This window comes from Streptomyces sp. NPDC002671 (assembly GCF_053592475.1).
In genome coordinates, this window is the sequence record NZ_JBSFVU010000010.1 from 124,672 (window position 1) to 143,995 (window position 19,324).

Below are 19,324 nucleotides of genomic sequence, written 5' to 3' on the forward strand. Positions count from 1 at the left end.
AGTATGTATAGAGCTTACCTCGCCTATCGAAAGGGAGTGTGGGTCATACCGAAAGGCCAGTGCCGAGGTGGTCTCCCTTAGTCGAGAGACGACCTCGGCACTGGTCGTGATCCTTGGCGGGCCCCCAAGTGGCCGCCGGCTACTTCGAGTTCATCTCGATGGCCATGGCCCGGTCGAACCGACCGTCGGCCAGTACCTCCCAGCTCGGCAGTGAGGCCAGATACTGGTAGAAGGCCGAGTGGACCTTCACCGTCGCCAGCGACTTCAGGTCCTCCTCGGTGACGTCCTCCTCCGCGAACACCCGCGAGTCCTCGTCGTTCACGTGGCCGTTGATCCGGCGGGCCGCATTGGCGTACGCGTCCGAGCGGATCTGGCTGATGTACGTCTGGGACCCATCGGCGCTGCGCAGCTCGCCGTCGCCGCCGACCGAGAAGTGCTCGCGATCCTGCTCCAACTCGGTCCGTGCCGACTTGTAGGCCTCACCGATCTCGATGTCCAGGCTCTTGACCTTCGCCGAACCGTCGGGGTTGACCAGCATCTCCTTGCTGATCGCCCCCTCGGCGTAGAGCAGGCGCTGCCGCTCGGCGCTGACCGCCTGACTCTCGGCGACCGCAACCCCGACCTCGACGTTCTCGATGAACTGGTCCTCGTCGAACATGCTCATCCCCTCGTACTCGTCGGGGTCGACGACCACCGGGGCGTTGGGGTCCTGGCCCTCGTCGACCGTGGTCATCGTGGTGATGACCTCCATGACCTCGTCGGCGTAGACATCCGGGTCCAGGCGCTCGATGTCGACCTCCCGGTAGCCGTAGATCTCCTGGTACTGCGCCTTCGCGTCCGCGGCCTTGACCGCCTGCCGCATGCGCTTCTCCAGCATCTTCACGAAGTCCGGCTGGTTCATCCGCACGTCGAAGTCCATGGCACTGGACAGGGTCGGGATCGTCTGCAGCGAGTACGTGTGCCCCGGGTGCTTGATCGTGTTCCCCAGCAGCCGGAACGACATCGGCAGGATCGTCTGGTTGCGGTTCCAGATCGGCGCGTCGCCGGCCCGGAAGACGATCGAGTTGCGCGGCGAGAGGAATGCCATGTCGTTGTAGCTGATCAGCGGCTCCTCCTTGGTGTTCATCGTGTAGGAGACCCGGCCCTCGGTCTTGCCGCCGATGACCTTGTCGAGATCCTGGCTGATCTGCTTGCTGTCCCTGTACGACCGGTGCGTTTTGCCGCTCATCTTCTCCAGCGTCTCGATCATCGAGTCGTCCGTGGACTTCAAGAAGACGATGTTCGAGGTGTTGTGCGTCGGGATGAAGTCGTCGGTGAGGTAGAGATGCCGCTCGTCGGCGACCCGGATGCACTGCACCTCCTCGTCTCGCACGTACTCGACGCTGACGACACGATTGAACCCGCGTGTACGGTCGCGCCAGCGCTCCGCCTTGCGTGAGAGCAGGAAGGGGTTGATCTCGGGCAGCCGGATGTTCTGCACGCGGTAGGCGTCCCTGGCCTCCTTCGGCGTCGGCTGGTTCGGCGAGGTGTACTTGACGTTCGTCTTGACGTTGATCGCCACACGACCGCCCAAGGAGCGCACGAGCTTCTGGACGTCCTCAGCCAGCTCGCGGCTCGCGGAGGTGAACTCCATCTCGCCCTTGCGGCTGATCGTGCCGTCGGTGTCCATGAGACCGCGCAGCAGGTCGGTCCGCTGCTGCACCGAACCGAACAGGTAAGCCGCCGGGATCGACTTCTCCCACGAGCGCTTACCCGCGATGCCGAGCTCGCGCAGGTGCTTGCTGACTCCAAGGACGCTGTACGTCGAGCAGTGTCCGTCCTTGACCTTGTACTCCGAGACCGTGTGGCCGCGACGACGAATCTCCTCCACGATCTCCTCGTCGTTGCACGAGAGCCAGAAGAAACCAGCCTTGCCGATACGCCCGTCCCCGATGAGAGCACCCAGAACGTATGGGTCGATCGGAAGGTCGGCCTCCCGGTAGGCCACCGGCATGATTCGAGGCAGGTCGACCTGACGACCCTTGTCGACGCGCGACTTCAGCTCATCGGTGGTGACGATCTCGGTGACACGCTCGGCGGTCTTGCCGTCATTGCCGCCGACGTACGCCCTCGTGCCGTCCTCGGTCTTCCCTCCCAGATACTTCACGCTGGACTTCCAGCGCTCGATCGGCCACAGATGCTCGTTGCACGACTCGGCCGAAGAGCCGTCACGCAGGGTGAGCCGGTAGACCGGGCGCACACCTCGCGGATAGACCCCGGTCACCGTGGTGACCGTGCCGAACGGCGTGAGCACCTCGTCGCCGACCTTGATGTCGCCCATGCGCTTCCATCCCGTAGGGACGGCGATGAGAGAGCGAAGCGGGGCAGCATTGCCCTGCACGATCTTGTCGACACTCTCGCCGTAGACGTCGCGCAGCTGCTGCAGGGTCTGCAGGATGAGCGTGAACTGCTGCTCCTGGCCCAAGCCGATGGAGAGCATCGTCTCGAAGCCGTCGATGCCCTTGCCCTCCGACTGCAGGTTGCCGAGCTCGTCGAGCATGAACCGCGTGCGGTAGAGCGGCTTCTGGTTCGACTTCGTCATGTACGCCTGGTCGGCGCTCACGTCAAACAGCTGCTTGACCAGGATCAAGATCAGCTTCGCGTACTTCATCAGGTGCGGCGGAGTCACCAGGAACAGCGCCTTCGGGGACTCCGAGTAGCGCGACAGCGTCTGCGTGATCGCCCGTGCCTGATACGAGACCTTCTCCGGGTTGCCGCCGCCGGAGAAGTCGAGTCGCGTGTCCGGGTACAGCGTGTCCCCGGGCTGGAAAGACAGGATCTTCCCGTCCCGGGTGCCGCCCTCACGCACCGGCTTGAGCTCACGCATCACGCCGTTCTTCACGATCTTCTCGCCCGTCACCGGCTCGACCACGTAGTGCCGGCCGTTGAGCGAGACCTGGTAGTTCTTCGTGAAGCTGAAGTAGAAGGTCCGCACCAGCATCTTCGTCTGCGGATTGACCAGCTCCAGCTTGAGCCAGGCCTCGTCGCCAGGGAACTTGCCCTTGAAGTTGTACCGGGCCCAACCCTCGCGGCCGACGATCTCCTCGTGCTCGAAGTCCTCACCCAGGTTCTCGGTGAACATCGGGTCCGCGTAAGCCGACCACACGGCCTGCTGACCGACGAGGTGGTCGCGCTTGACGTAGTTCGGCGCGAAGCGCACGCCGAGGCGACGCGGGAAGCTCAAGCCGGCCAGATCGGTGTTCTGCGAGGGCTTGCCCGAGGTCAGCGTCGAGATCGTGGGGTCGGTGAAGAACGACATGGCGGTGATCGCGATGCCGTACACCGAGGCCAGCATCTTCTCCGCGCCGGCCATCGAGCGCAGCGCGTTGTGGGCGTTGCCCACCAGCGTGCGCATATTGTTGCGGGGCAGCTCCTCGCTCGCATTGAAGTACAGGCTGAGCATGTCCTGATCGGCCTTGCCCTCCCACATGAAGGCCTGGGCCGCCGCCTTCTCCTGCTCCTCAGCCAGGGCGTCCTCGTTGTTCTCGAACTCGCCGGCCTTGACCCGCTTCTCCAACTCGGCCTCAGGGTTCTTGATCTTCTTCGAGCTCATCTGCACGAAGAGCTGGTAGCAGTTGTAGAGCGTGACCTTGCCCCAGAGGTCATCGAGCTTCTGCTCCAGCAGCGCCGGGTCCATATTCAGCACGGCTGCGGCGCTGCGCAGCTCCCGCTCCTCCTCCAGATAGAAGTCGATGAGTCCGTAGGCCGCGCGCTTGAAGGCGTTGTTGGCGGCATTGGGCCAGACCGGGTCCTCGCCGCCGTCGAGCGGAAAGAAGATCCCGGCGATGTTCTCCACGTACAGCGCACACTTGGTGAAGTTGCCCTCACGCGCCGCGTCGGCCGCCAGCCCCAGGGGGCTGTAGATGTCGGTCTTCATGGAGTTGATCAGATTGAACTGCACCGGCTCGAACCCGCGTGTGACCAGGGGCACGTAGTTCTTCACCAACAACTCGCCCTTGGGGTCGTTGATGACCATGTTCGAGGGCTTCTTCTCCCGCGACCACATGTCGATGACCGGCTCGATGTACGTCTGGCCCTTACCAGCTCGGGTGATAGCCAGCACCATGGTGTTCACCGGCGCGGTATCGACCACGTACGCCCCGGCCGGGCGCTGGACCTCGTACGCCGGGAACGTCCAGTCCTCCTTGATCAGGTCAGCGACGGTCTTGTACGTATCCGACCCGAAGCCGAGCTTGTCCCGGTTCTTGCCGTCAGGGTTGTACGGGATCCGCGTCGTGTCGTACTTCTGACGCAGCGTCTTGTCATCGGGGAGCCCGGATGCCTCGAACAGCTCGTCGCCGAAGTCCTCGTCGATGATCGGCAGGGTCTGCGTCAGCGGATCGCCCTCGTCGTCGTCCATGACCTCGCCGGCGTAATAGACGAGGTTCCCCTCCTCGTCGATGACGTCCTTCTTGGCGCGCTGGGCGACCTCGACGGTGCCCAGACCCTTCTTCTTGAGCATCATGTGGCTGAGCATCGAGCTGACCTGCACGCTCGAGTGAGCACCGGCGTCGGGGAACCAGTCGTAGTTCTGCTGGATCTCTTCCGGTAGAGCGATGTGCTGGTCGTTCTGGTACTGGTTGATGTCGCTCGTGGTGTTCATCAGGTTTGCCGCGGCGACCTTCCGCGAGAACCACGTACCGATGATGAGGGCGACCATCAGACCCGAGCCGAGCGTGATGAAAAGCTTGAACCCCGAGACGTCGGCCAGCTGCTCGCCGACCGTCGTCGCGCTCTTCTTGGGCTCAGCCGGCCTCTTGGCGCTGGGCTTGCCGTCCTTCGCCGCGGTGTACCAGCTGGGGACCGGAACAGCCTCAGCGCTGGGGTAGCACTTCGCCTTCACGTCCTGGTTGCCGTCCTTGGTCAGGGGCCGGTAGCACTTCACGACCGAGCCGCCCGCACCCGTCGTGGTGTCCTGGACGTAGTACACGCTCGGCTTGCCGGTGCCGTTGCCGGACACACCCGAACCCACGGACACGCCCACCGAGAGCACTACCGTGGCGATGAGCGAGTAGAAGACCCAGGCGACGATCGTCACCAGCACGCCGGTAATCACCGCGACGACGATGCCCGGTCTGGTCGACCTCAGGGTCAGGAACGTGCTGCGGTCCAGCTGCTGGTTGTCGTAGACGTCTCGGTTCGTCAGCGTCTCGCCGGGCGTCCGCGCCGAGATCTTGTCCCAGCTGCTCGCCTTCGGCCGTGCCGCCTTCCGCCTGTTCGTGGCCATCGTGATTCCTTACTCTCGAGCCTCGCTCGTTCTGCTGTCCTGCTGTCCAGTGCGCCTGCCTGCGCAGACGACGACGGCGCATGGGGAACGCGCCCCATGCGCCGTCAGATCACCCTGCCGGTCATGACCGGATCGCTCAACGGGCCAAGACCACCCCGACGATGAAGCCGGCCGCGCCCATCAGGAGCGAGAGCGTGACGATCATGACGACGAGGATCTTGTTCGAGCGGCTCTGCATCTCGGAGGCCCGCGCCAGCTCGTTGGCGTAGGACTCCTTGTCGGCCTGCATCTCCGCCAGGCGCACCTCATACCGCCTGGCCACTGAATCCTCGACCGTCGACAGCTGCTGGAGCAGGTCGGTGACCCGTGCCACCTGGGAGTTGGTCTTCTCCTTCTCCAGGTCGAGGTTGTGCTGCCACTCGACGTCCCGAGCCGTCATCTGCGTGATGGCGTCCTTGCGGTTGCGTTCGAGTTCGTCCTCCATCCGGCGGATCCGGTCGGCGTGCTCAGAGCGCACCGACTCCAGGAGGTCCTGCTGCTCCCGGCGCAGGGCGCCGATCTCGTCCGTGGTCCGCAGGTGCTCGGACAGCGCCTCGGACTGGGCGATGTCGGCCTTGCGGTTGTCGTCGACGATCCGCTGGATCTCGGACTTCCACTGGTTCAGGCGCTCTTCCTCGGCCGCCAGGTACTCCGACTGCTGTTCGGCCAGCACCTCGAAGATCCGCGTCTGCCCGGTCTGCATCTTCAGCGTCGCGTCCGAACGCCGGACCCGCAGGATCTCCTGCTGGTTGTGCGCGTGGGTGTCCTCGATGTCCCGCTCGATCTCGGCGACGGAGTCGATCTGCTCGCGCTCCATCTTCGAACGGTTGCGCTCCTTGTACTGCAGTTCCGCCGAGAGCGCCGCCTGCTGGGCCACCTTGGAGGCCTGCGACTCGTAGTCCTTGGCGATCTCCGCCCGGCGGGCCCGGATCTTCTCATCCTTCTCTGTCTGCCGCTGCTGGTGCTCGGCCTCGGCGGCGTCCTTCAGCAGCTTGTACCGTGAACCTGCGCGGTCGGTGGCCACATCGCGGATGACCTGCTCGGTGTGCGCCGACATGAGGTTGACGTAGAGCGCGCGCAGCTCATCCTCGTGCGCGGAACGGAGCTGCATCAGGTCTGCGTTGGCCTGCCGGTTGAGCTGGGCGACCTGGTCCCCGAGCCACTCCGTCGCGCCCTCGGGCACAGCGATCTGCACGACCGGCGCGCCGATGGCGAAGGTCGCGTTGAACTCGTCGAGCCGGACGTCCAGGTCCAGCTCCTCGGAGAGGAACCGGCGGGCGATGACGTCGCGCACCTGGGCCTGATCGGCCAGCAGCACAGCGTCGCCGGCCTCCTGGTAGTCGCCCTCGATGCCGTAGCCGGCATCGGTCTCGTCGAAGCCCTCGTAGCCGGCCACCTCGTCGCCGTCGTAGTCCGGCGCCGACTCGACCGGGACGGTGCCCGCGTCGTCGATACCTGCGGCGTCCTCGTCGAACATGGGTGCGTCCGCCCCTTCGTCCTCGTCGACGACGTCGCTGAAGAGCGGCTCGTCGTACAGGCCCTCGTCACCGGGGAGCCCGTCAAAGATCGCATCGCCCTCGTCCTCCCCGAGGACCGCGGGGCCAGTGGCTCCAGCCTCGGCGACCAGGCCGCTGTGCTCTTCCCACGCCTTCTTGCCCACGGCTTCTTCGAGGCTCGTGGTCCCTGCAGCGACATAGCGCGCCTGCGCGAAGGTCGCATCGTTCACCAGATCGACGAGCAGGTCGCCGCTGGGCTTCTGCCACACGACGGCCCAGGCGTAGGTGGCACTGGTGAGCAGCGAGTACTCCTCCATGCGCGCAAGAGTCCCGTCGGTGGGGATGATGCCGAAGACCTCCTCTTCGAGCATCTCCGCCGTGGCCACCGTGCGGATCTGGTCGGAGCCGATGAGCTCGATGATCGAGCCCTTCGCCTCGTCCCGGCCGTGCCGCTTGCTCAAGCCGCCGATCGAGTCGGCTGCGAGCACGAGCATCACCCAGGCCGTACCGCTGGGAAAGACGAACCGCGTGTTCGACCGCAGCAGCTCGACCGCCGCCGGGATCGCCGTCTCTCTCACCACGGAGGCCAGAAGCTCGTCGGGCTTCTTCTTCCGCTCCTTCCTGTGGCTTCCCGTTGCCGTACCCAGAATGCCCATTGATACGCGATCCCTCCGCTAACAAAACACAGTTCGCCTGGTTTATGAGTATCCTATCGTCGAGCTATCGAGGTAGGCAATCATAGGACATGAATGGGCTATTGACTCATGAGTCGACTGGTTCCCGCTGTCCTCGACCGGTTCATCGCGCCGCGCTGACCTCGACGTAGGCGTCGGAACTCAGCAGGTTCTTGTCGTCGCTGACCAGGTCGCCGACGACGTCGATGCGGATCCGTCGTTCCAAGGGGTGCTCGTTGAGGAAGGTCGCCACCGCGGTGGTGACCTCGTCGGTCAGCTTCGCCACAGCCGCACGCGCACCGCCGGCATCAGAGTCGGTGTCGCCCTTGTCCTCGATGAGGTACTGCAGGACCCTCGCATCGACGTCGACCCGCACGTTGTGCTTGACGAACACCTCCTGCACCATCTGGCGCAGCTTCTTTCGCACGATCTTTTGCTGTGTCGGCAGCGACAGCGGCTGGAAAGGCACGATCGCGTCGATACGACCCAGCAGCTCGGGTGGAAACCGGTTGTCGCCCGTCGTCGAGGAGATGGAGCGACGGATGAGCTTCTCGTACTCCATCAGCTGCTTGCCCGAACCGGTGTCGTCGGCGGCATACTGCGCGATGTCCTTGTAGATCTCCGAGCCCGCGTTCGTCGTCAGCACGATGTAGGTGTTGAGGAAGTTCACCTCTCGACTGTTGTCGTCGTTGAGCCGGCCGTCGTCGAGCACCTGCAGCAGCACGCGTGTCACCATCGCCGAGGCCTTCTCGACCTCGTCGAAAAGCAGCACAGCGTGAGAGAGATCCCACACGCGCTTGGTGAGCTCAGAACGGAACGCCGCGAACGACGAGTCCTCGGCGTACTCCGTCATGTCGAACCGGATCAGGTGCCGCTGGTCGTCACCGAACAGCAGTCGCGCCAGCTGCTTCGTGAGCTCCGTGTTGTGCGTGACCACGAACTGACCAGCCTGGTAGAGGTGCTCCTCGTCATTGACGTAGATGCACGACGAGCTCTGCTGCTCCGGCAGCTTCTCGATCGACGCGATGCCGACCATGTCGAACTTCTTCACGCGCTTACGACCCGAGGTCTCGATGACCGCCCGCCGTGCGATCTCGTGCTTGCGGGGGAGGGAGAAGAACCGGGCCTTATCCTCGTTGCCGACCTTCACGTGCACGTCGTACTCGGCCAGTTCGCGCCTGCCCTCCTTCGTGCGTATCCACGATTTGATCGTGTTCGAGACGCCGAGCGAGAACAGCACCTCCCTAAGATCCTCCGTGAGCCCCTTGGAGAACGTCGAGTACGAGACGTTGAAGCGGTCATTCGAGCCGCCGATCGATCCGTCCGTGTCGAAAAGACCCCGCACCAGCGCCCACCGCTGCTGTACCGATCCGTGTTTGTACCTCTCCGGGATACGGCGCTCCGCCGAGCGCGCACCGATCAGATCGGGAACCGAGGCAAGCACATCCTTCGTCTGGTACAGCGAATCGCGGCGGTCCTCCACCGGGCCAACGCCGACAGGGAAGACCCAGCTGTAGTTGTGCCCGTACGACTTCGGTGCCGATCCCAGCCATTCGCCCACCGTCCACACGGTGTGGTCGGCGTCGTCCCCGTCAGACGAGAGCGTCAGCTGCGTCTCAGTGAGGCACCCGTTGCCGATGAGGACGCCCAAGACGTACGGGTCGACGTCGAAGTCCTGCTCCGGCCAGTGCACCGGTCCGTTCGCCGGGATGAAGAACTTCAGATGCTCCCGAGAGTCGCCGGGGTAGGTCCGCACGACGCCACGCTCGACCATTTCCTGAGTGCTCAGGACCATCGGCGCGACGTCCTTGCCTGCATGCTTCTTCGACCGCTGCTTGGCTGTGTAGACCGTCCACAAGTGCGGTCCTCCAACGTCGAGAGTCCGGCCGTCCCAGAGCGTGACCCGGTAGACGTCCTGCATACCCTGCGGGAAGTGTCCGAGCACCTCGACCGGGCGACCTTGGCGATCGAACACTCTGTCGCCCGGGACCAGGTCGCCGTGCAGCTTCCAGGTGGTCTCGCCGTCGCTCGAGTAGACAGGAACCTGCGTCGAGTCGACGCAGAATTTCCCCGTTCCCGTCGATCCCGTGAAGAGCATGGACGCCATCGGCTTTCCCTTGTCGTTGAGGTCCGCCACCGACAACTGCAGACGACGCGCCACCGCGCTGGTCGCCCAGTCCTGGCTGAACACCTTGGCGTCCAGCTGCTTCTTGATCTTCGCGCCGTCGACCCGGAATGCGACGTTCACGTTCAGGGACTCCATGAGCACGTCCGAGAGCAGGTCCCGGTCCATCGGCCGGTGCGTCAGGCGATGCCAGCCGACCATGGAGTCGAGCACGAGGATCGACTTGCGCGGCTGGGCGCTGGCCGGCATGTAGCGCTGGGTGTACTCGTAGATCTGCCGGAAGATGTGGTCGTCGTAGAACTCGTCGGCCACCCCGTACCGTTCGGCCATGCCATGCAGGATCTTGATGGTCGTCGCCTGGTCCGGCGGGTTGAGGTTGATGCGCTGCAGGCGCTCGACGAGCGGCTGGTTCGGCGAGATGTGCTTGTGGAACTCCTCGTAGGTCGTCGCCGCGATGATCCTGATGCCCCGGGTTCCCGAAGCCGCGAGGACCGGCTTGATCGCCTCGACGGCGGCGTCGGAGAGCTGGATGATCTGGTGGAACTCGTCGATGAAGAGCACCAGTTCGCGCTTCTCGTCCTTGACGAAGTCCTCGGCCTCGTCGAAGAATCCCTTGAGCTTCGCGGCCATGTTCTCGGCGTTGCCCGCCTCGGAGATCATGCGCGCCGGGTCCACTTCGAGATAGAGGCGATCCGGATCCACGAGCATCGTGGCCTGGACCAATGTGGTGTTGTGGGTCGGAACCAGGCCCGCACCGGCGAGGTACATGTGCTCGTCGTTGTCGACCTGGATGCACTTGCCGGGCCGAGCCTCGGCGGGCGTGATGTCCACGACGTAGAGGTAGTCCTGAGTGCTGCGCACCGAGTCAGAGATCCGCTCAGCCTTGCGGGGGAGTCGGAACACCTGCTGGTCGGTGGTGAAAACCATGCGATGGCGCGGCTGACCCTCGATCCACTCACCCTCGAGGTTCGTGTAGCCGGCAGCCGAAATCAGACGATTGACCTTGATCCCCAGGGAACGGATCAGCTCGAGTGCGTCGGTCGCCAACCGCTCGTCGGAGAGAGCCAGCGCGCAAGTGCCCCGAGCGTCAATCGTCCCATCGGTGTCCATCAGGCCCTGCAGGAGCGCAAGACGCTGCTCGATCGAGGAGCGCAGGTAGGTCATCGGGATGTGCTTGGCCTCCAGCACGCCGACCTCACGCAGCACGGTCTTCAAACCGCGGGTGTCGATCGTGTTGTCGCTGTATCCCGCCTTGCTCGCCTCGAACCCAGCTGCCGAGATCTGTCCGATCAGGTGCTGCATGTCCGAGACTTCATCTGGAACTGAGACCGCATCGGACTGAGTCAGACGACCGCTGCCGCGCGAACCATCGCCGAGCCAGGCACCGAGCACGTACGGATCTACCGGCAGATCGACCTGCGGCAGGTCCAGGGCGTGGGTGAGACGGATCGAGAATCGACTACGCCCAGAACTCGCGAGCCGTACACCCGCATCGACCATCTGCTGAGTTGTCTGGACGGTCTCGCCGACCACACCGCTGGTACCCCAGGACGTACGCCGGAAGACTTGCTCGGACAGAGCCTTGATCGCGATCTCGGTGTTGAACTCGTGCACATGGACGGTTGTAGTCCGCACGCCGCCCTTCCACGCCTGCTCGCCGGTGCGGGGCACCTTGCGATATTCGACGCCCCGACGCATCAGGTAGGTGTGCAGCCCACTGGGCTTCAACCAGGTAACACCTTCGATGCCACTGATCAGCTCGATCAGCTCGGCAGCCGTCGCGTACTCCTGCACCTCGGTCTCGAGCACGGCCAGCAGGGCGGCGCGGCGTGCCTCGACCCGGTCACGACGAGCCTGGGTGGTGGCCACGTTCGTGTCGTATGCCGCGGCCCGATCCGTCACCGAGGTCACCAACCACTGGTGATCAGCGCAGGCGGTGATCGTCTGCCCGTCACTGAAGCGTAGGTCGTAGAGAACCGGAGTCTGCTCGACGTCGGAGATGTAGGAGACCCGCGTCGGTTTGCCGTCGCGGCCCAGAACAAGATCACCCGGCTGTAGATCGCCCATCGTCGACCACCCGGTGGGCGTCGGAATCGGCGTATCCAGAGGAAGCAGCTTGCCCGTTCCGGCCTCGGCCAGCAGAAGCGCATTGCACAGCTCGGGACGGCTCATCGAGGCCAGCAGCTGCATCGTCTCGTGCTCACGGCCGACGATGTCGCGCTCAGCCTTCTTCAGCGGCTCCGAGAGCTTGGACAGGAGTGGGTAGCGCTCGTTGAGCTGTGCCTCGTGGAACATGCCGCGCAAGACCTCTCGACTGGACTGAAGATTCCACTGGAAAATCAGTCGAAATCCTATCATGAGTCGCATTCAATAGTGCATTGAATGGGTGAAGTGAAAGACTTTTGAGTGCCACTCCGGGGTCTTTTGGTCCGCGCCTATGCGTCTGACCAGGTCCGCGCCGAACGAGGGCCGAAGGTTCGACGAGCAGCGAGCCAAGGCCCGTGCGCTGTCCAGCCGGGTACCGGCGGACAGGTAGAGCCCGGCGATCGGCCAGAGGTTCACGGCAACCTCGTTCTGCGTGGGCGGGGCCTCGGCGATCGGCTCGTATGCCCCGCTCGCGGCGTCAGCGCAGTCACCGATCAATGGGTGAGAGCGGCGATGAGACGCGTGTGCCGGCGGCGACGCGCAGGCGGCGGCAGATGGTCTTGTGCGGTCATGGCAGCACTGTGACGCGGACGGGAATTCCTCTGGAGTGGAACACCAAGATGTTGCTGCCCGAAGTCGTGAACGGCACCTCTCATGTGCTGACCTCGAATGTGAGCGTCTGGGACCAGGTCGGGTTGTACAAGCCCTTGTACGCGCGTTGCGCGGGGGTGGTCCGGCCCAGGACCAGAGCCTCATGCCCATCGCTCCCGAGTTCGTCGAGCAGGAGCTGAAGCAGGACATGTCCCGGCGCCCAGGCCTGGTAGGCCGGATCCATAGCGGTGAGAGCGGAGTACACATGCCGATCGCGGGTCAGGCAGAGCTGGGCGGCGACCATCCGGGAGTCCACATGCAGCGAGGCGATGCACACGGCACCGGCGCACCGCTCGATCACCTCTGTCCATCCGGCTCCCGGCTGGGCGACAAGGTGAGGATCGCCCGCCGGACGCACTGCATTGCGTAGACGGTGCAGGCGGGTGAGCGACTCGTAGTCCTTCAGAAGCTGCGTGGGATAGCAGGACCGTCGGAAGTACAGATGGCGGCCCTGGGCTGCCAGTCTGTTCCAGGCGTTGAGGCGTCGGCGATGGTCCCGGCGGGTCGACCGCGACAGGCCGGCCGACGACCAGGGCAGTGCGATCGTGGCGTACGGGTTGTGGCCCGACGGCTCCCAGCGGGCTCGGAGCTGTGTGCCCAGGGCGCTGCTCATCGGGACGTCCGGCACCCGGACAAGAGCGCCGTCCTCGTTGAGGACGGCGAAGTGGTTGACGGCGGCCGCCGCGACAGCGGGGTCCTCGGCGCCCGGGCCCGTGAGGCGAATGCTCTCCGCGGCCGGGGAAGACAGAGGAACCACTCGCGTTCTCCCGTCCCCTGTATCGCTGCGCACGAGAGCGAGCGCCGCCTGGATCCCCTCGGCGTCTCGCACGGTCAGGATGTACGGCTCCTCACCAGGGCCGAGCTGGTCGAGCCATGTACCGAGCCACCCGGGATGCTGATAGGGCGTCGCCTGTTCGGTGAGGCCGTACAGCCCCGGCCATGTCGTGTCGAGGTACCGCGCGACGGCGGCAGCGCCGATGTGCTGGACCCCTGGGGTCATCGCGCGGCTCGGTGTGAGAGACGGTGTCATTGCAGCTTCCAACCTGGTGATGAAGGGTTGTTCAGACGCAGGCCGCCGCGGCGCACGCACGGAGTGTCTGCCGGCGGGGGCGGGCTGGGTTCGGGGCGGCGGGTACTGACCACCGGGTCGGAGGGCCAGTACCGGCCGCGTGTGCCGTGCGGCGCCTGCGAGGGCCGGGGGGAGTGCCGCGAGGCCTACGTGGACCACAGCGTGATCATGACGGTGGCCCAGATCAGGGGGACGAGCGCCACGTACGCGAGTGGGCGGTGGAGTACAGGCCTGCCCAAGGGCGCCTGCGGCCAGCCCGGAAGGGGCGCCGTCGGCTGGAGCCGCCGAAGCCTCAGGAAATCGAACAGGTTCGACAGCAATGCAAAGGGCGCGCCGAGCACCAGAGACAGCGGACTCCACCAGCCCTGCCAGAGGGTGGCGGTGGTCATCCTCCGCACGACGGCGATGCCACATACACCGCAGAAGGGACCGGTCTCAGACTTCCAGCGCATCGCCAGCAGCAGGCCTTGGTGCGCTCGCACCACGACCTCCGCGGCGGGGGCGGCGAAGCAGATCCTGCAACTGATCTCCTCGGTGAACGGCGTGAACGCGGGGCTGTCCGGTGGTGGTGCGTCCTTGGGGGCGTCGTTCCGCGACTGCGGGAGCGGGCGGTACCAGTCGGGCATCGTGTAGACGGGCTCGAAGTCGTCGTCCTTGTTCCAGGCAGGTTGGCACGAGGGGGTCACGCCATTGCCTCCGAGGCGGTCGAGGCGGTGTGTGGGTTCACGGCCTGCGGGTGGAAGCCGGGCTCCCAGCCGGGCGCGCTGCGCCATGCGCTGTGCGCTACGCAGCGCAGGACCCAGCCCAGGACGCTGATTTGCATGCTGAACATGTCGTTGCCGGCGACGGCTGCCAGCTTGCGCTTGCTGTCCCATTCGGCGAAGACCTCACGGATGTCGGCGGCCCATCGGCGCTCTTCGGCGCAGCCGGTCGCCTCGGCATAGGCCAGGCCCGCGCGGACGAACTCGGCGAGGCGCCGGTCGCGGGCCAACTCCCATGTGGTGTCGGGAGTTTGTGGGGTGAAGTGCAAGGGTTCTGGTTGCACAGTTGTGTTCCTCCTCCTGGAACGCTGCGGGTGTGCGGCTTGGGGGTCAGGCCGCGTGGCGTTGGGCGCGGTGGACCGCGGCGGCGAAGTCCCGGGCTGCGGCGGCCGCCGCGGTGGCCGCTGTGCCGGACCGGGTTTGCATGCGGCGGATGACGGCGGAGCCGACCACTACCGCGTCGGCGAAGGCGCTGATGCGCTCGGCCTGGACGGGGGTGCTCACGCCGATGCCGACGGCGACGGGCAGGCGTGTTGCGGTGCGCAGGCGTCGGACCAGGCGCGGCAGGTAGGGACTGAGCAGGCCCTGGCCTCCGGTTGGGCCCGCGGTCGCCGGAGCGTAGACCATGCCCGTGGTGGCCGCGCCGATCCCCGCGAGGCTGGCGGCGGAGGCATGCGGCGGGATCAGGGCGATGGTGTGCAGCCCTGCCGCGTGCGCCGCCTTCTGCCAGGCGGAGGCCGCAGCCTGGGGCAGGTCCGGGACCAGCACCGCCGCCCCGCCCGTGGCGGCCAGGTCATCGATGAACGACCGGGGTCCGTAGCGCGCGATGGGATTCCAGTACGACATGGCCACGAGCGCGGCGGAAGTGGAGGCGGTCAGCTCCGCCGCCGCCACGAACAGGTCATGCATCCGGAAGCCCCCGGCCAGGGCTTGGGCCGTGGCCTGCTGGATCACCGGGCCGTCCAGGACTGGGTGCGTGTGCGGCACGCCCAGCTCCAGCACATCGGCGGACTGTGCCATCAGGTGCAGGGCGTCCAGGCTGGTTGTCCGCGTGGGGTACCCGACCGGCAGATACAGGCCGAGTGCAGCACGCTGCTGTGCGCGGCTGGCCGCCAGGGCCTGGTCGAGGCGGAGAGCGGCGGGCCAGGATGACGGCGCGGCAGTGGTCATGACGGCCTCTCAGGTGACGGGGCGCGGGGAGCCAGCAGCGGCCGCGTGCGCAGTACGAGGTGACGGCGGACCGGAAGAGTGAGTAGGAGGGCGACCACCGCGGCGCCGGCTGGAAGGAGCCACGAGCCTGCGAGCGTCCCGGCGGCCGCCGTGCCCAGGGCCTGGCCGACGCCGAAAGCGGCGACGATCCAGCCGTACGCCTCGACGTGTGTGCCGGGCAGCGCGAGCGCGCCGACGGCCTGGTAGGCGCAGGTCAGGATCATGCCGAAGGCCATGCCGGGCAGCAGGGCGAGCAGCAGTGCGGTCCAGGTGGTGAGGTCGAGACACATCGGGGGCCAGGCCGCCGCGAACACGGCCGCGCTGAGCCCGAGTTGCCGGGTGAGCGGTACGGGCAGTGGCACCGCCGTCCAGACGGCGGTGCCGGCGAGCGCGCCCACGGAGACCGCGGCGGGCAGTGCACCGGACAGCCATGGGGCGCGGAGCTGTTCGCTCGTAGCCAGCGACGCGACGGTCAGCGCCCCCAGCGCTGCGCCGATCGCGGTGAGGACGAGCAACAGCGCCCGCAGGCCCCCCGATCGCAGGGCCCCGAGCCACGTCCGTCGCACCGGCGTCGGCCGCCACCGGCGCGACGGAGCCGACGACGCCACCGCCAGCGCACCGGCCAGCCCGAGCACGCCTGCCGCGGCGAAGGCGAAACCGGGGGCGGCCACCGACGAGGACAGGGCCGTGGCGGCGAGCGGGCCGGTGACGTAGACGAGTTCCTGGCTTCCGCTGTCGAGCGCCAGCGCTGCACGAAGGTGGCGGTCCGAGGGGGCGATGAGGCCCCACAGGGCACGGAGCGAACCCTCAAGCGGCGGGGCGGTGATCCCCGCGACCAGGACGGCGCCCGCCGCGACCGGGAGATACACGGTCCTGAGCGCCGCCAGCACCAGCAGCGCGGCCGCCGATACGAGGGCGCCCGCGACGAGTACGCGGCCTTGCCCACGGCGGTCGACCAGGCGGCCCAGCAGCGGCTGCCCGGCGGCGACCGCCAGCCCGTACACGGACGCGAGCGCCGCCCCCGTGCCGTACCCCCGGCCGTCAGCGCGCGCCACAGTGAGCAGCGCCACCGGGACCATGCCGAGCGGCAGCCGTCCGACCAGGGTCGCCCCCAGCAGCCGGGCGGCGTACGGCAGCCGCAGCACCGCCGCCCAGTGCACCGGGCGGCGTACTTCCCCCGAGTCCGGTGCCTGCGGCCGTTCGACGGCGACGGGCTTGCTGGTCACCAGGCTCATCGGGAGCCTGCCCGGTACAGGCCTTCGCGCTCCAGCGCGCGGATGACCCGGTAGTCGGCCTCGATCGCCTCGGCCTCCTGGCCGCTCAGCACGACCTCGGCGGCACCTGCTGGCGGTGCGGTTCCGGCCTGCGGCCTCAGCGCGTCGCTCACAGCGACCACCGTCGGCAGTTGATGCAGGATCCGGCCCAGCCCCGGGTCGACGGCGCCATCCGCGCCAGGGTCCAGATGCACCCGCACGACCTGAGCGCCGCTCGGAGCGGGCGCGAGTTCGGCGAGAGCGGGAGGGACCCAGGCATCGAGCGCGTCCGTGACATGGGTGCGGCCGGTAGCGGCCCGCAGCGCGTCATCGGCCGGCGACGCGCTGGGCACCGCGAGCGCCGAGATCAGCAGCGGGCCACGGCCGGCGCCGTAGGCGAGACGGCTGGTGACCGGCCCGCACACCACACCGAGGACATCAAGGACACGCCGCGTGTACCGGGACAGGGCCCAGGTCAGCAGCTGGGTGCGGTGCAGCAGGTCCGTGCGGTCGAGCCGCCCGTCGGCGTTGCGTGTCTCCGCCCAGATATCGGTGATGATGTGCTCCGGCCGCCCGTCGGCGCCCGCCCGCGTCACGCTGTTGACCACGTACTCGCGGCCGAGTAGTTCCTCCCGCAGGAGCAGGAGTGCGCGACCCGAGTGCCGGGCGGCCGCACGCCGCATAGCCGGCCAGGCCATGCTGATCTGGAATTCGTGCCCGCACACGGCGGCCTCGACCGGTGCCCCGGCCGCAGAAGGGGCCAGGACGTATCCCGGCAGGCCGGCGCCCTCCGCCCAGTCCAGCGCCGCGGTCAAACTCGTCGTCCGTATGCCGCGCGGCACGGGCATGCCTGCCCGCTCCAGCTCCTCCGCCTGCGCCCCGCGGTCATGGCGCAGGGCGGAGGTGGCGGGATCGCTTCCCGGAAGGTCGAGTTGCCAGGCGATCCGCTCGGCCAGCTCGACGCCCGCCGCTGTCTCGGCGACAACAGCCGACACACCAAGACCCCGCAGGGCCTTGACCGTCCGCCGCAGACCACCGGTGTGCTGGACAGAGGCCGCGTACAGCCCCGTGACTGTTGCGTCGGCGAGGTCGCCCGGCCGCTGACGCGCACTCAGGTCAACGGCCACGGTGCGCCAGCCCCGGCGAGCGAAGGCGGCCGCGTAACCGGCCTTGCCGTACGGGGCGACGACCGCGACCGTGCCGGCGAAGTCGCCCGCACGGGCCGGGGCCAGGAACGCGGCGGAGGCGATGGACATGGAAGGACAACCTCCAAGGGCGGCGAGTGAACGGTGGAGCAGGGGGTCAGCGGGTGCAACTGGTGGTGTGCACCGGGGCATCAACGCGGACGCGGACCTGCGAGAGAACTTCGGCCAGGCGCCGGTCGCACTCGGCGCCGTCGGCGCCGGTGACCAGCCAGTGACCGAGCCGGTCATCGATCGAGGCGTGCGGCGGTGCAACGACGCGGCCTCCCGGCTGCCGGGTCCAGCACAGCCGCTCCAGCCAGCGCTCATGACGCAGGGCGGCCGGAGCCGTCAGCTCGGTCAGCCGTCCCGAGCGGACTGGATACAGGAATGCCACCGCTGCCGCGCCCCGGCGTGATGCGGTCAGATCCGGCACCTGTCCCGTGGCGAGGGCGGCGGCAGCCTGGGCCAGGTCGACGCCGGTGGCCTGGTGCACGAGAAGTGGGATGAGGTCACCGCCGGGCCTGGCGTTGACCTCTACGAGGCTCGGACCGCGCGGTGTCAGCCGGAGTTCGATGTGCAGGACGCTGGATTCGATGCCCAGCGCCCGGACAGCCTTGACGACGGCTCCGGCCACCGTGGGGTCCGAGAGCAGCGGGTCCGCAGAGTCGACCAGATGGCCGGCCTCCAGAAACCGCGGTTCGAGCCCCAGACGCTTGCGGGTGACGGCGACGATGTGCGGCCGCCCTCCCGGCAGCACGACCGTCTCCACGCTGATCTCAGGCCCGGCCAGGTACTCCTCGACCAGGACACCGGCCTTCGCGTGGGCGTCCAGGCCCAGGACCGTCTCCACGCTCGCACGCCGGTATGCGGTGCGGACCTCGTCGTCGCTGTCGGCCCGCGAGACCCCCGCGCTGCCGCCCATGCCGCGCGGCTTGACCACGACCGGGTACCCCACACGCCGAGCGGTGGCGACCGCCTCGTCCTCGTCCGCCACGAGATGCGACGCGGGCGAGGGCACACCCCGCTGTGCGAAGACCCGCCGGGTCTCGGCCTTGTCCCGGCAAGCGGCTATCGCTGCAGGCCGCGGCCCGGGCAGCGCGAGCATCTGCGCCAGACTCGCAGACAGCTCGACGTGGTGCTCCATGTACGTGGTGATGCCGCTCAATGGCACCTGGGCAGCGAACTGCTTGACGGCCGCCGCGGTGCCCTCCGCATCCGTGAGGTCGACGACCAGCTGGTCACGGACATAGGGAGCCGCCCAGGCAGGAGGCTGCTGGTCAGCGAGCACCACCGGGTAGCTTGCCGCGATCTGCCGCAGCAGCGGCTCACGGTAGGGAAGGGCACCGGCGCCAAGAAGCAGGAGAGGGCGGGTGTTCGGCCCCTGGGCGAGTGCATCGCCGACGGTGGCGGGTATCGCGTGCACAGTGAACTCCGAAGTGGCGAGCCGAGAAG

At 67.2% G+C, this 19,324-nt stretch carries 10 protein-coding genes; all 10 read right to left on the reverse strand.

Annotated elements, in window-relative coordinates; genetic code table 11:
• Positions 1 to 139: 139 nt before the first annotated feature.
• Positions 140 to 5,266 (reverse strand): type IV secretory system conjugative DNA transfer family protein, encoded by a 5,127-nt coding sequence (locus ACWD35_RS17605; RefSeq protein ID WP_451352143.1) that lies wholly within the window; start codon positions 5,264 to 5,266, stop codon positions 140 to 142.
• A gap of 136 nt (positions 5,267 to 5,402) precedes the next feature.
• Positions 5,403 to 7,457 (reverse strand): hypothetical protein, encoded by a 2,055-nt coding sequence (locus ACWD35_RS17610; RefSeq protein WP_451352144.1) that lies wholly within the window; start codon positions 7,455 to 7,457, stop codon positions 5,403 to 5,405.
• Between the two features lie 142 nt (positions 7,458 to 7,599).
• Positions 7,600 to 11,895, reverse strand: a complete 4,296-nt coding sequence (locus tag ACWD35_RS17615) for an AAA family ATPase (protein ID WP_451352145.1) — start codon at positions 11,893 to 11,895, stop codon at positions 7,600 to 7,602.
• 502 nt (positions 11,896 to 12,397) lie between these two features.
• Positions 12,398 to 13,396 (reverse strand): GNAT family N-acetyltransferase, encoded by a 999-nt coding sequence (locus ACWD35_RS17620; RefSeq protein ID WP_451352146.1) that lies wholly within the window; start codon positions 13,394 to 13,396, stop codon positions 12,398 to 12,400.
• Between the two features lie 215 nt (positions 13,397 to 13,611).
• Entirely contained in the window at positions 13,612 to 14,151 is a 540-nt protein-coding gene (locus ACWD35_RS17625; RefSeq protein WP_451352147.1) for a hypothetical protein, read from the reverse strand.
• On the reverse strand, positions 14,148 to 14,510 hold the full coding sequence (locus tag ACWD35_RS17630) for a hypothetical protein (RefSeq protein WP_451352148.1): 363 nt from the start codon (positions 14,508 to 14,510) through the stop codon (positions 14,148 to 14,150). The genes ACWD35_RS17625 and ACWD35_RS17630 overlap by 4 nt, the downstream gene beginning before the upstream one ends.
• A gap of 46 nt (positions 14,511 to 14,556) precedes the next feature.
• Positions 14,557 to 15,396, reverse strand: coding sequence for a tryptophan synthase subunit alpha (trpA, locus tag ACWD35_RS17635; protein WP_451352149.1), 840 nt, complete (start codon positions 15,394 to 15,396; stop codon positions 14,557 to 14,559).
• Entirely contained in the window at positions 15,393 to 16,670 is a 1,278-nt protein-coding gene (locus ACWD35_RS17640) for an MFS transporter (RefSeq protein WP_451352150.1), read from the reverse strand. Before ACWD35_RS17640 ends, trpA begins: the two co-directional genes overlap by 4 nt.
• Positions 16,667 to 17,944, reverse strand: a complete 1,278-nt coding sequence (locus tag ACWD35_RS17645) for a hypothetical protein (protein WP_451352151.1) — start codon at positions 17,942 to 17,944, stop codon at positions 16,667 to 16,669. The genes ACWD35_RS17640 and ACWD35_RS17645 overlap by 4 nt, the downstream gene beginning before the upstream one ends.
• A gap of 46 nt (positions 17,945 to 17,990) precedes the next feature.
• Positions 17,991 to 19,295 (reverse strand): ATP-grasp domain-containing protein, encoded by a 1,305-nt coding sequence (locus ACWD35_RS17650; protein ID WP_451352152.1) that lies wholly within the window; start codon positions 19,293 to 19,295, stop codon positions 17,991 to 17,993.
• Positions 19,296 to 19,324: the final 29 nt, after the last annotated feature.